Origin of the sequence: Gluconacetobacter liquefaciens (assembly GCF_003350405.1) — a bacterium.
Lineage (GTDB): Bacteria > Pseudomonadota > Alphaproteobacteria > Acetobacterales > Acetobacteraceae > Gluconacetobacter > Gluconacetobacter liquefaciens.
Map to the genome: position 1 here is coordinate 362,255 of NZ_QQAW01000001.1, position 12,387 is coordinate 374,641.

The window sequence follows — 12,387 nt, forward strand, 5'->3', positions numbered from 1 at the left end:
GGCCGCGCGGGTGCCACATGGGCGTGGTGATCCGGTGGCGTGACATCCGGCGCCATGCGTCCGCTTCCGCCATCGGTCCGTGCGGTGGCGGCCTGTCCAGGGGGATATCCCGTCATGTCGTTTTCTCGCGATATTTCGTCGCCTGCGCGCAGCAGGCACGCCATTCCGCCGTCGGGCACGAAGCCGGCACCGGCCTGCACGCTGGTCATTTTCGGCGCGCGCGGCGACCTGACCAAGCGGCTGCTGATCCCGGCACTCTATAATCTGGCGGGCAGTTCCCTGCTGGACGCGGATTTCCGCGTGCTGGGCGTGGACCGTGTGCCCGGCACCGCCGCCGACTGGCGGGATGGGCTGGCCGCCACGATGCAGGACTTCACCAAGGACCCGGACGGTGAGTTTTATACGCCGACCATCGACCAGGACGCCTGGAACTGGGTCGCCGACCGGTTGGATTACGTCCAGGCCGATTTCGCGGATCTGGGGCAGATGCGCGCGCTGGCGGAGCGGGTGAAGGGCAATGCCGTCTTCTACCTGGCTGTGCCGTCGCGCTTCTTCGGCCCGTTGGTGGAGATGCTGGGACAGGCGGGGCTGGTGACCCAGCAGGAGGGGGTCTTCCGCCGCGTGGTGATCGAGAAGCCGTTCGGCTCCGACCTGGCTACGGCGCGGGCCCTGAACCGGCAGGTGCTGAGTGTGCTGGACGAGCAGCAGGTCTATCGGATCGATCATTTCCTGGGCAAGGAGACGGTCCAGAATATCCTGGCCATGCGGTTCGGCAACCTGATCTTCGAACCGCTCTGGCGCAGCGATTATATCGACCATGTGCAGATCACGGCGGCGGAGACCATCGGAGTGGAACAGCGCGGCGCGTTCTACGAGCCCACGGGCGCGTTGCGCGACATGGTGCCCAACCATCTGTTCCAGTTGTTCGCCATGGTGGCGATGGAGCCGCCGGCCTCGTTCTCGGCCGAGACGGTGCGCACGGCGAAGGAGCAATTGTTCGAGTCCGTCCGCCCGGTACGGCCGGAGGATGCGGTGCGCGGCCAGTATCGGGCCGGCACCGTCGAGGGCCGGCCGGTGGTGGCCTATCGCGCCGCGCCCGGTGTCGCGCCCGACAGCGTGACGGAGACCTACGTGGCGCTGAAACTGCATGTGGATAACTGGCGCTGGTCGGGCGTGCCCTTCTATCTGCGGACGGGCAAGTCGCTGGGCGGGCGGCGGACAGAGGTGGTGGTGCAGTTCAAGAAGCCGCCGGTGGCGATCTTCCGCGGTACCGCGACCGACAGCCTGCCGCCCAACCGCATGATTCTGAACGTGCAGCCGGCCCAGGGCCTGACGATCGAGATGGCGGCCAAGCACCCGGGCCCGGCGATGGATCTGGCGGGGGTGCAGGTGAAGTTCCGCTATGAGGATGCGTTCGAACTGCAACCCAATGTGGGGTACGAAACCCTGCTGTACGATTGCCTCACCGGTGATGCCACGCTGTTCCAGCGGGCGGACAATATCGACGCGGCCTGGGCAGCGGTCGATCCGGTGCTGCAATCCTGGGGGCAGGGGGCCGAGGGGCTGGAATTCTACGATGCCGGGGTCACCGGGCCTGCGGGCGCCGATGCGCTGCTGGCGCGCGACGGGCGGGCCTGGTACCCGCTTGACGGGACCTGACAGCGACCCCTGCCTGAACCCGGCAGGGGTTGCGGACCCCTGCACCCCGATGCGTCGATTGGGCTTAGTGCGTGGCGGCAGCCTGTTGCGGATGGTTGTCTGACTGGCGGAACAGGACGTCGGCGGCTTTCTTCTGCGCGTCGCTCAGACCGTTATACAGCGTGCGGAAGGCCATGTTCAGCGCCTGGAGGTCCTGCGCGCGCTGGGTGATCAGGTCGGCGTAGGACTGCATGTTGTCCGGTGCGCTCATGGTGGCGAGCTTGGTGCGGCGTTGCTCGATCGTGTCATGGAAACGCGCGGCGTTGTCGCGCATCACCTGCGCGAAGGCGTTCCATGCGCTTTCCTGCGCGGTGGTGATGCCCAGTTGCTGATGCAGCGTGGTGATATGGGCTTCGAGCTGGTCCGGTGAAGGATCATGCGGCGTGTGGACCGGCACGGCCGAGCCTTGCGTGGCCGCAGGCGTGGCGGATGTCGGGGCCGTGGTGTCGGCGGCCGCCAGGGCTGGCGTGGCCAGCAGGGTGAGGGCGGCGAGAAGGGAAAGCCGGCGGACAGTCATGGACGGAGGTCTCCGGAAAATCATGGGCTGAACGGAGCCGGGCCTTTCGGCCCGGGCGGGTTCAGTAAGGGGGCGCCCCGTAACCGTAGGACGCCTGCGGATAATAAGCCGGCGGGGGCGGCGGCGGTTCCGGCTGGGGCGGATAATAAGCGGCGGGCGGCGGCGCGGCCTGCGAGGCCAGCGCGCCACCCAGGATGGCGCCGACCGCCAGGCCGGCGACGCCGGCACCGATGGCGGCCCCCACGCCGGGGCCCCGGCGGCCGCCCCGGTCACCGCCGCGCCAGCCGGGGCCACCGCCCCGGTTCCAGCCGCCGCGCTCCGGCCCGCGATCGTGCCAGCCATTGTCATGACGGCCACGGTCCCAATGTTGCGCAAGGGCCGGGCCCGAGGCCGCGATCGGCGTGGCGGTGGCCAGCAGGAGGCCGGCCATCAGAAGAGGGAGTGTGCGGACCCGCATGACGGGACTCCTATGGGTCTGTAGCCAGTTCGGCCATGGTGAACCGAATTCTGTTTCATGTCAGGATGATCGGTGCCGATCGTGTCAGAATCAGGGCCGAGGCGGGGTGTGGATCTGGCGTCCGGGGTCAGGCAGCGGGCGACAGGCGTTTTGCCAGCGCGGACAGGCGGTGGCGGCGCAGTTCGTTCCGGGCCTTGGCGTCGTTTTCCATATAATTGAGCTGGATCGTGTAGCGCCGGCCGACATATTGCCGGTGGCCGTGCCAGGTGGTGGGGCCATTGGGGAAGATCAGCAGCGTGCCGTCGACGGGCGGGATCTCGGCCGCGTAATCCTCGACATCGTCCGGGCCGCGCAGCAGGCGCAGGCAGCCTTCCTGCCGGGCCCAGGCTTCGCTGGCCGGGTTGAGATACAGCAGCACCGTCACGCGCTTGGCCACGGAATCGCAGTGGATGCGTCCGTCCTTGGCCCGCGTGCGGCCGCGCAGGGTCAGCATGGTCGGCGCGTCGTTCAGGTCCAGGGCGAATTTGCTGGCGATCGCCTGGCGCAGGACGGGGCCTTCCAACTCCGCGATCAGGCCCTGTGCCAGGGGCGACAGGTTGAGCGCCGAGGGCGGGAACGACCCGCCGGACGACAGTTCGGGCAGGGAGGCCACCAGCGCCGTCAGGTCGTCCGGCCGGATGAAGTTCCGGACCACGGCATGGGGGAACGGCGTGCTGGAAACGGGAGCGGCTTCCAGGGCGGCATAATCGGGGCGGATTGGCGTGGTGACGGTCATGGAACCTGCATGGGATGATGAAAACCACATCCCGATTCCTAGAGCCGGAGCCGGCGTGAAAGCAAGGCGGCCGGAAACGGGGGTGGCGGGGCCGGGGCCCCGCCGCAGGAGTTCAGGCCCCGCTGTCGGCCTTTTCGGCGGCATCGAGCGCCCGGGTGGAATAGACCGCGGCCGCGCCGGCGTTCAGCGCCACGGCCACGCCCAGGGCTTCGGCGATCTCTTCCTTCGTGGCGCCGGCCTGTACGGCGGCCTTGGAATGGACCGCGATGCAGCCGTCGCAGCGGGTGGTCACGGCGACGGCCAGCGCGATCAGTTCGCGCGTCTTGGCGTCCAGCCGGTTGGTGGTCTTGGCGGCGTTGTCCAGCGTCGTCAGCCCTTCGACCGTGCCCGGTGAAAGGGTGGCGAAGGCGGGTACGGCCTGGCCGAGAAAGTGGCGGTAGGCGGACCAGTCGATCATCACGATATATCCTTGATGTGTGGTCATGGACCGCGGCGGAGTTCACCAGATGGAGAGCAGGCCTGTCACGACACGGTTTGGCGAGTTCATGCCCTTGATGAGATGCGTTGCCGGCGCTATCGGCCATAGATCATGGAATCCGCGCTGACAGCCTTTGCATCCGACCTGAACCTGCCCCCTGGCTCGGGGCCTCTGGCAGCGTACGAGGCGCGTGTGGCCGCCGGGCTGCTGTCCCGCGACCCCGAGCAGGCCAAGGCGGCCACGCGGCTGGACCGGCTGTGGCGGGAGCTGCCCGGCTATCACCCGGTGGTACGGCGGCCGAAACCCAAGGGCCTGTTCGGTGGCCTGAAAGCGCGGCTGGGCCTGGAAGGTGGCGCGCCGGAGGCTCCGCGTCCGCGCGGGGTCTACATGGTCGGGCAGGTCGGGCGCGGCAAGACCATGCTGATGGACCTGTTCTTCGAACTGGCGCCTGTCGAACACAAGATGCGGGTGCATTTCCACCGCTTCATGCAGGATGTGCACAAGCGGCTTCATGACATGAAGCGCGCGCATCCGGAACTGACCGACCCGATCCCGCCGCTGGCCCATGCCATCGCGCAGGAGGCCTGGCTGCTCTGTTTCGATGAATTCCAGGTGAACGACATCGCCGATGCGATGGTGCTGGGGCGCCTGTTCGAATATCTGTTCGCCGACGGCGTGGTCGTGGTCGCGACCTCGAACACCGAGCCACAGGACCTGTTCCAGAACCGGCCGGGGGCCGATGCCTTCCGGCCCTTCATCGCGATCATCCAGCGCGAGGTCGATACGGTGGTGCTGGACTCGCCGCGCGACTATCGGCGCGGTGGCATGCGCGGCATGACGACCTGGATCGTGCCGCCCGGCCCCGATGCGGTGCAGGAACTGGATTCGATCTTCATGCGCCTGGCCGACGGCGCCCCGATCCGCCCGGTGACGCTGGAGGTGATGGGCCGCAAGCTGGTGGCGACGGTCGCGGCCGGCCCGGTGGCGCGCTTTACCTTTGCCGATCTGTGCGGGCGGCCGTTGGGCGCGGGCGACTACCTGGCCCTGGCTACCCGTTTCCCGGCGCTGGTGCTTGAGGATATTCCCCGTCTGGGCCCCGATAATTTCGATGTCGCCCGCCGTTTCATCGTTCTGGTCGACACGCTGTACGAGCAGAAGGTGAAGCTGTTCGGCTCGGCCGAGGACCAGCCGGATGCGATCTACCAGAAGGGTGAAGGCGCGCAGGCGTTCGAACGCACGGCCTCGCGCCTGGAGGAGATGCAGAGTGCCGCCTATCTGGACCTGCCGCATCTCTCCTGATCCGGCGCGGGGAGCCGTTGGCCTGTTAAAATAGATGCAGGGTCTGCCTTTCTTTTCATCATTTCCAACGGGTGGGGCGTAGGGCCGTGGCGGCATGTTCCGGGCCCTACGCGCCGGATGCGCGGGCGGTGGCAGGGGGTGTTCGGCCTTCGGTGCGGACGTTCCCTTTCGTCACGGTATCGTGACGCATATGGCGGTGGTGTGAGCGGTGTGGCGGTAGGCAAGTGGTTCGCTCTTTGCTTGGGTATGGGCGGCCCTTCGGGTCGTCCGCCGGTTTTGCCGCCGTTGGGTGGGCTTTGCGTCTGGTCGCGGGTTCCGTACCCCGTCGTGCAGGCGGGTGGAAACGGAAAGGTGAGTATGCGTGCGAAGCAATCCTGACCGTGGTGAAAGATGGCGGCGGATGGCCGAAGGTGGCGTTAGGGTTGAGACGATAAACGGCTGGGGCCGGCATTCCGCCACGATTGGCGGTGATGGCTCAGGTCCGGATAATGACGTGGCCGGTCAGGTCATGAATGAGGAGATGTCTTCAAGATGGCGGGCGTAGATATCCTGTCGACCGCGTTCAGCGGAGCCAACACGGCCTATCTGGCCGACCTGTATGCTCGCTGGGCGGCGGATCCCGGCAGCGTCGATCCTTCTTTCGCATCGCTGTTCGCGGCGATGGACGAGGAAGGCGCTGCGATTTTGCATGACGCGGAAGGGGCCTCGTGGGCGCCGCGCCCGTCCAGCATCGATGGCGGCGACGTGGTGGCGGCTCCGGCCAAGGGCGCGCCCGTCTCGGCGGAGAGCCTGAATGCGGCGGCCGATGACAGCCTGCGCGCGACGCAGCTGATCCGTGCCTATCGCGTGCGCGGCCACCTTGAGGCCCGGCTCGACCCGCTGGGGTTGCAGGTGCCGAAGCCCCATACCGATCTCGACCCCGAGACCTACGGGTTCGGCCCGAAGGATCTCGACCGCCCGATCTATCTGGGCAAGATCGTGGCCAGCCTGATCGGCAAGCAGACCGCGACGATCAACCAGGTGCTGGACGCGCTGCGCGCCGTCTATTGCGGGCCGATCGGCTCGGAATACATGCATGTGCAGGACCCCGAGCAGCGCAACTGGCTGCAGCAGCGGCTGGAAGGCGACAACTGGCGCGCCGGAGCCTCGGTCGAAGAAAAGAAACTGATCCTGAACCATCTGACCGAGGCCGAGGGTTTCGAGGCGTTCTGCCAGAAGCGCTATGTCGGCACCAAGCGGTTCGGGCTGGAAGGCGAGGACGTCACCATTCCGGCGCTGCACGCGCTGATCGACCAGGTGGCGAAGCAGGGCGTGCGCACGGTGGCGATCGGCATGCCGCATCGCGGCCGCTTGAACACGCTGGTCAACATCGTGCGCAAGCCTTACACAGCCATCTTCAGCGAATTCGCCGGTGCCTCGTTCAAGCCGGACGACGTGCAGGGCTCGGGCGACGTCAAATACCATCTCGGCACCTCGACCGACGTGGATATCGACGGCAACCCGGTCCACATCTCTCTCCAGCCCAACCCGTCGCATCTGGAAGCCGTCGATCCGGTGGTGATCGGCAAGGTGCGCGCGGCCCAGGACGATGACGACCCGCATGTGCGCAGCCGCCATATGGCGGTGCTGATGCATGGCGATGCCGCTTTTGCCGGCCAGGGCCTGGTCTACGAGACCATGGCGATGTCGCAACTGATCGGTTATCGCACCGGCGGCACGGTCCATATCGTGGTGAACAACCAGATCGGGTTCACCACCGTTTCGGCCCATGCGTTCTCCGGCCTGTATTGCACGGACGTTGCCAAGGCGGTGCAGGCGCCGATCCTGCACGTCAATGGCGACGAGCCCGAAGCCGTGATCTACTGCGCGCGTCTGGCGGCCGATTTCCGGCAGAAATTCGCGACCGACATCGTGCTGGACATCGTCGGCTATCGCCGTCATGGCCATAACGAATCCGACGAGCCGTCCTTCACCCAGCCGACGATGTACAAGGCTATCGCCGCCCGGCCGACGGTGCGCACGCTCTATGCCGACCGTCTGGCGCGCGAAGGCGTGGTGAGCGAGGCCGATGCCACGGCGCAGTGGGATGCGTTCCACAACAAGCTGGAAGAAGCGTATCAGGCCGCGCAGACCTACAAGCCCAACAAGGCCGACTGGCTGGAAGGCGCCTGGACGGGCCTGAAGCCGCCGCCGGTGGGCAAGGTGGATGCCGAGCCGGCGACCGGTATTTCGGTCGAGGCGCTGCGCAAGATCGGGGCCGCCATCAGCACCGCGCCGGCCGACTTCAACGTCAACCCGAAGATCGTGCGCCAGCTCAAGGCCAAGGCGACGATGTTCGAGACCGGCGAAGGTATCGACTGGGCGACGGGCGAGGCCCTGGGCTTCGGTTCGCTGCTGCTGGAGAAGCATCGCGTCCGCCTGTCGGGCGAGGATTGCCAGCGCGGCACCTTCAGCCAGCGTCATGCGGTGCTGACCGACCAGGTCAACCAGAACACCTATGCGCCGCTGAACAATATCGACCCGGCGCAGGGCGTGTTCGAGGTCTATAACTCGCTGCTGTCCGAATTCGGCGTGCTGGGCTTCGAATATGGCTACTCGCTGGCCGATCCGAACGCGCTGGTGCTGTGGGAAGGTCAGTTCGGTGACTTCGCCAACGGTGCGCAGGTCATCATCGACCAGTTCATCGCGTCGGGCGAGACCAAGTGGCTGCGCATGTCGGGCCTCGTGCTGCTGCTGCCGCACGGCTATGAAGGCCAGGGTCCGGAACATTCCTCGGCCCGTCTGGAACGTTATCTCCAGCTCTGCGCCGAGAACAACATGCGGGTGTGCAACATCACCACGCCGGCGAACTATTTCCACGCCCTGCGCCGCCAGCTGAAGATGGATTACCGCAAGCCGCTGGTGATCATGACGCCGAAATCGCTGCTGCGTCATCGTCTCGCGGTGTCCAACCTCGAGGAATTCGCGTCGGGCACCACGTTCCGTCCGGTCATCGGCGAGATCGATCCGATCGCGTCGGGCGACAAGGTGGAGCGGGTCGTGATCTGCTCGGGCAAGGTCTATTACGACCTGCTGGCCGAGCGGCGCGAGCGTGGGCTGGACAAGGTCGCGATCCTGCGGCTGGAGCAGTTCTATCCCTTCCCGGAAAAGCTGCTGGCCGAACAGCTTGCGCTGTATCCCAAGGCCCAGGTGATCTGGTGCCAGGAAGAGCCCGAGAACATGGGGGGATGGACCTTCGTCGATCGCCTGATCGAGGGTGTGATGGGCAAGGTGGGCCGCAAGGGCGGGCGTCCGACTTATGTCGGCCGCGTCGCGGCCGCCAGCCCGGCCACGGGTCTGGCCCGCGTGCATGCCAGCGAACAGGCGGCCCTGGTCGCCAGCGCGCTGGGCGTGGCCTGAGGGTGCGTCCCGGCTGGCGGGCCGGGACGTTTGCAGGTCGGCCGGCGCGGTCTTTTCGCGCCGGCTTCAGTCTGGTTATGTTGAGAATACACAAGCCGGCAGACGACGGGTGGGGGGCATGGAAGGCCGTGCCCCATTCCAGCACGCGGATCTGACCGGCAGAGGGAATGGAAAGAAAGATGTCTGCCGAGATCAAGGTTCCGACACTGGGCGAGAGCGTGACGACCGCCACGATTGCCAAGTGGCTGAAGAATCCGGGTGACAGCGTCGCCGCCGACGAACCGGTGGTGGAGCTGGAGACCGACAAGGTCAGCGTCGAGGTCGCAGCACCCGAAGCCGGCGTGCTGGGGCCGCAACTCGTCGCCGAAGGCGCCGAGGTCGAGGTCGGGACCATCCTGGCGTCGGTCGAGGCCGGCAGGGGCACCCCCAAGGCAGCTGCACCCGCCAAGGCCCCCGAGGCCCCGAAGGCTCCGGCCGGCGTGCAGGCCCAGCCGGTCGCCGCAGGCCCGGTCGCGCGTCCCGCGACCCCGCCCTCCGATGTCGCGGCGCAGGGTGCGGCCCATGCCCCGATGCCTTCGGCGCAGAAGATGATGGCCGAGAAGGGTATCTCGACCGCCGAGATCGGCACCGGCACGGGCAAGGACGGTCGCGTGACCAAGGGTGACGTGCTGTCGTTCCTGGCCCAGCCGCCGGTGGCCAAGGCTGCTGCCGCCCCCGCCACGCCGCGCACCGACGATCCGCGCGAGGAACGGGTGAAGATGACCCGCCTGCGCCGGACCATTGCCCGCCGCCTGAAGGACGCCCAGAACACCGCGGCCCTGCTGACCACCTTCAACGAGGTGGACATGACGGCGGTGAAGGAACTGCGCGCCGAATATCGCGACGCCTTCGAAAAGAAGCATGGCGGCACCAAGCTGGGCTTCATGTCGATCTTCGCCAAGGCGGTGATGGCGGCGCTGAAGGAATTCCCGGCGGTCAACGCCGAGATCGACGGCGACGACATCATCTATCGCGAGTTCGTCAATCTCGGCATCGCGGTCGGCGGGCCGAACGGGCTGGTCGTGCCGGTGATCCGCGACGCGGAGAAGCTGAGCTTCGCCGGGATCGAGAGCGCGATCGCCGGCTTCGGCAAGCGCGCGCGCGACGGATCGCTGAAGCTGGACGAACTGTCGGGCGGCACGTTCTCGATCACCAATGGCGGCATCTACGGCTCGCTGATGTCGACGCCGATCATCAACGCGCCGCAGTCGGCCATCCTGGGCATGCACGCCATCGTGGATCGTCCGATGGCCGTGAACGGGCAGGTCGTGATCCGGCCGATGATGTATATCGCCCTGACCTACGATCACCGCATCGTCGACGGCAAGGAAGCCGTCAGCTTCCTGGTGCGCGTGAAGCAGAACGTGGAAGACCCGCGCCGTCTGCTGCTCGAGGTCTGATGCGCCGGGGCGGACCGGGCTTTCGGCCTGGTCCGCCGATCTGATTCCGACGCAGCGAACGCAGGACAAGAAGATGACCATTGAAATCAAGGTGCCGACTCTCGGCGAGAGCGTGACGACGGCCACGATCGGCAAGTGGCTGAAGCAGCCGGGTGACAGCGTTGCCGCCGACGAGCCGGTGGTGGAACTGGAGACCGACAAGGTCAGCGTCGAGGTCGCCGCGCCGTCGGCCGGCCGTCTGGGCGCGCATGCCGTGGCCGAGGGCGACGAAGTGGCCGTCGGAGCCGTGCTGACCACCGTCGAAGACGGTGCGGGTGCCGCCCCGGCGAAGCCCGCCGCCGCCAAGCCCGCCCCGGCGGCGAAGCCTGCCGAGGCCAAGGCCGCGCCGGCTCCCGCTCCCGCCGCTCCGGCGGTCGCCCCTCCGGCCGAGACCGATTACGATGTGATCGTCATCGGTGCCGGCCCCGGCGGTTATGTCTGCGCCATCCGCGCGGCGCAGCTTGGCTTCAAGGTCGCCTGCGTCGAGAAGCGCGCGACGCTGGGCGGCACCTGCTTGAATGTCGGCTGTATTCCTTCCAAGGCGCTGCTGCAATCGTCCGAGAATTTCCATGCCGCCGGCCATGATTACGCGGGACATGGTATTCTGATCGACAGCGTCAAGCTGGATCTGAAGCGGATGATGGCGCGCAAGGCCGAGGTGGTCGATGCCAACGTCAAGGGCGTCGAGTTCCTGTTCAAGAAGAACAAGGTTACCTGGCTAAAGGGCTTCGGCAAGCTGGAAGGCACCGGCCGCATCACCGTTGACGGCAAGCCGGTAACGGCGAAGCATATCGTGATCGCCAGCGGCAGCGACAGCGCGGGCCTGCCGGGCGTCGAGGTCGATGAGAAAGTCGTCGTCACCTCGACCGGCGCGCTGGAACTGTCGGCCGTGCCGAAGAAGCTGGTCGTCATCGGCGGCGGCGTGATCGGCCTGGAACTGGGTAGCGTGTGGCACCGTCTGGGCGCCGAGGTCACGGTGGTCGAATATCTCGACCGTCTGGTGCCGGGCACGGATGGCGAGATCGCCAAGCAGTTCCAGCGCATCCTCACCAAGCAGGGCCTCCAGTTCAAGCTGGGCCACAAGGTCACCAAGGCCGAGAAGACCGGCAAGGGCGTGACGCTGACCGTCGAGCCGGCGGCCGGTGGCGCTGCCGAGACGCTGGATGCCGACATCGTGCTGCTGGCGATCGGCCGCACCGCTGCCAGCAAGGGCATGGGCCTGGAAGAAGCCGGCGTGGCGCTGGACAAGCGCGGCCGCGTCGTCACCGACGCGCATTACGCGACCAATGTGCCGGGCGTGTATGCGATCGGCGACGTGATTGCCGGCCCGATGCTGGCGCACAAGGCCGAGGATGAGGGCGTTGCCATCGCCGAGATCCTGGCCGGCCAGGCAGGCCATGTGAATTACGATGCCATCCCCGGCGTCGTCTACACCTGGCCCGAGGTCGCGACCGTCGGCCGCACCGAGGAAGACCTGAAGGGCGCCGGCGTCGCCTACAAGACCGGCAAGTTCCCCTTCACCGCCAACGGCCGCGCCCGCGCCATGGGCATGACCGACGGCTTCGTGAAGGTGCTGGCCGATGCCACCACCGACAAGGTGCTGGGTGTGCATATCATCGGCCCCGGTGCCGGCGAACTGATCGCCGAAGCCACGCTGGCGATGGAATTCGGTGCTTCGTCGGAAGACATCGCCCGGACTTGCCATGCCCACCCGACGTTGAGTGAAGCGGTCAAGGAAGCGGCGCTGGATGTGGAGAAGCGCGCGATCCATATCTGATCGCACGTTCGCAGTCGTTTCTGTCGCGCCCGGCCATTTCGATGGCCGGGCGTTTTTTTGTGCTTTGGACAATAGAAGACGAAGAGCCGGCTTTGTCCGGCCCTGTGTTCGTTCATGCCTTGCGCAGAAACTCGGCTTTCAGCATGTAGCCGCCCGCTTCGACCGCATGGTCGCCGCCGCGCAGGCGGATGTTTTTGATCTTGGTGCCGACCTTCAACGTCGTCGACGAGCCTTTGACTTTCAGGTCCTTGATGACGACGACGCTGTCGCCGTCGGCCAGTGCGACGCCATTGGCGTCGCGAACCGTTTCTTCCGCAGGCGCGCCGTCCGCGATATCGGCAGGCCATTCATAGCCGCACGTATCGCAGACATGGTTCGTGCCTTCGATATGCGTTTCGTCCAGAGTGCATTGCGGGCAGGCGGGTGCGGTGGTGCTCATGAACGGGGCTTAATCCTGCGCCATCTGACATGCAATCCCTGGCGCGGAACAGAAATCACTCTGGAGGGGA

General features: G+C 66.7%; 10 protein-coding genes. 5 read left to right on the plus strand and 5 right to left on the minus strand.

Annotated features, from left to right (window positions below):
* Positions 1 to 114 precede the first annotated feature (114 nt).
* Entirely contained in the window at positions 115 to 1,659 is a 1,545-nt protein-coding gene (zwf, locus tag C7453_RS01665; RefSeq protein WP_114725444.1) for a glucose-6-phosphate dehydrogenase, read from the plus strand.
* A gap of 64 nt (positions 1,660 to 1,723) precedes the next feature.
* Here the strand turns inward: zwf and C7453_RS01670 are convergent, their stop codons facing one another.
* From C7453_RS01670 to C7453_RS01685, 4 genes are all read right to left on the minus strand, one after another.
* Positions 1,724 to 2,215: a Spy/CpxP family protein refolding chaperone gene (locus tag C7453_RS01670; protein WP_114725445.1), complete on the minus strand. Its 492-nt coding sequence runs from the start codon at positions 2,213 to 2,215 to the stop codon at positions 1,724 to 1,726.
* 61 nt (positions 2,216 to 2,276) lie between these two features.
* The gene (locus C7453_RS01675) at positions 2,277 to 2,672 is read right to left on the minus strand and encodes a hypothetical protein (RefSeq protein WP_114725447.1); all 396 of its coding nucleotides are present in this window, start codon (positions 2,670 to 2,672) and stop codon (positions 2,277 to 2,279) included.
* Between the two features lie 127 nt (positions 2,673 to 2,799).
* A complete protein-coding gene (locus tag C7453_RS01680; protein ID WP_114725450.1) occupies positions 2,800 to 3,447 on the minus strand; it encodes a 2OG-Fe(II) oxygenase family protein in 648 nt (215 codons plus the stop codon).
* A gap of 112 nt (positions 3,448 to 3,559) precedes the next feature.
* Complete coding sequence (locus C7453_RS01685) at positions 3,560 to 3,904, minus strand: carboxymuconolactone decarboxylase family protein (RefSeq protein ID WP_114725452.1); 345 nt, start codon at positions 3,902 to 3,904, stop codon at positions 3,560 to 3,562.
* A gap of 132 nt (positions 3,905 to 4,036) precedes the next feature.
* On the opposite strand from C7453_RS01685, the gene zapE reads away from it, so the two are divergent.
* The 4 genes from zapE to lpdA all read left to right on the plus strand — a co-directional run bounded on the left by zapE (position 4,037) and on the right by lpdA (position 11,878).
* Positions 4,037 to 5,224: a cell division protein ZapE gene (gene zapE, locus C7453_RS01690; protein ID WP_114725454.1), complete on the plus strand. Its 1,188-nt coding sequence runs from the start codon at positions 4,037 to 4,039 to the stop codon at positions 5,222 to 5,224.
* A gap of 531 nt (positions 5,225 to 5,755) precedes the next feature.
* Positions 5,756 to 8,623 carry a 2-oxoglutarate dehydrogenase E1 component gene (locus tag C7453_RS01695; protein ID WP_114725456.1) on the plus strand — a complete coding sequence of 956 codons (2,868 nt, stop codon included), beginning with the start codon at positions 5,756 to 5,758 and terminating at the stop codon, positions 8,621 to 8,623.
* Positions 8,624 to 8,802: 179 nt separating this feature from the next.
* On the plus strand, positions 8,803 to 10,062 hold the full coding sequence (odhB, locus tag C7453_RS01700) for a 2-oxoglutarate dehydrogenase complex dihydrolipoyllysine-residue succinyltransferase (protein ID WP_114726001.1): 1,260 nt from the start codon (positions 8,803 to 8,805) through the stop codon (positions 10,060 to 10,062).
* 73 nt (positions 10,063 to 10,135) lie between these two features.
* Positions 10,136 to 11,878, plus strand: coding sequence for a dihydrolipoyl dehydrogenase (lpdA, locus tag C7453_RS01705; RefSeq protein ID WP_114725458.1), 1,743 nt, complete (start codon positions 10,136 to 10,138; stop codon positions 11,876 to 11,878).
* Between the two features lie 112 nt (positions 11,879 to 11,990).
* Here the strand turns inward: lpdA and C7453_RS01710 are convergent, their stop codons facing one another.
* Positions 11,991 to 12,317, minus strand: coding sequence for a zinc ribbon domain-containing protein YjdM (locus C7453_RS01710; RefSeq protein ID WP_114725460.1), 327 nt, complete (start codon positions 12,315 to 12,317; stop codon positions 11,991 to 11,993).
* Positions 12,318 to 12,387 lie beyond the last annotated feature (70 nt).

Coding starts and splice junctions, on each gene's coding strand:
- odhB (WP_114726001.1), top strand. CDS start 8,803: ATGTCTGCCGAGATCAAGGTTCCGACACTGGGCGAGAGCGTGACGACC.
- C7453_RS01680 (WP_114725450.1), bottom strand. CDS start 3,447: ATGACCGTCACCACGCCAATCCGCCCCGATTATGCCGCCCTGGAAGCC.
- C7453_RS01675 (WP_114725447.1), bottom strand. CDS start 2,672: ATGCGGGTCCGCACACTCCCTCTTCTGATGGCCGGCCTCCTGCTGGCC.
- lpdA (WP_114725458.1), top strand. CDS start 10,136: ATGACCATTGAAATCAAGGTGCCGACTCTCGGCGAGAGCGTGACGACG.
- zwf (WP_114725444.1), top strand. CDS start 115: ATGTCGTTTTCTCGCGATATTTCGTCGCCTGCGCGCAGCAGGCACGCC.
- zapE (WP_114725454.1), top strand. CDS start 4,037: ATGGAATCCGCGCTGACAGCCTTTGCATCCGACCTGAACCTGCCCCCT.
- C7453_RS01695 (WP_114725456.1), top strand. CDS start 5,756: ATGGCGGGCGTAGATATCCTGTCGACCGCGTTCAGCGGAGCCAACACG.
- C7453_RS01710 (WP_114725460.1), bottom strand. CDS start 12,317: ATGAGCACCACCGCACCCGCCTGCCCGCAATGCACTCTGGACGAAACG.
- C7453_RS01670 (WP_114725445.1), bottom strand. CDS start 2,215: ATGACTGTCCGCCGGCTTTCCCTTCTCGCCGCCCTCACCCTGCTGGCC.
- C7453_RS01685 (WP_114725452.1), bottom strand. CDS start 3,904: ATGATCGACTGGTCCGCCTACCGCCACTTTCTCGGCCAGGCCGTACCC.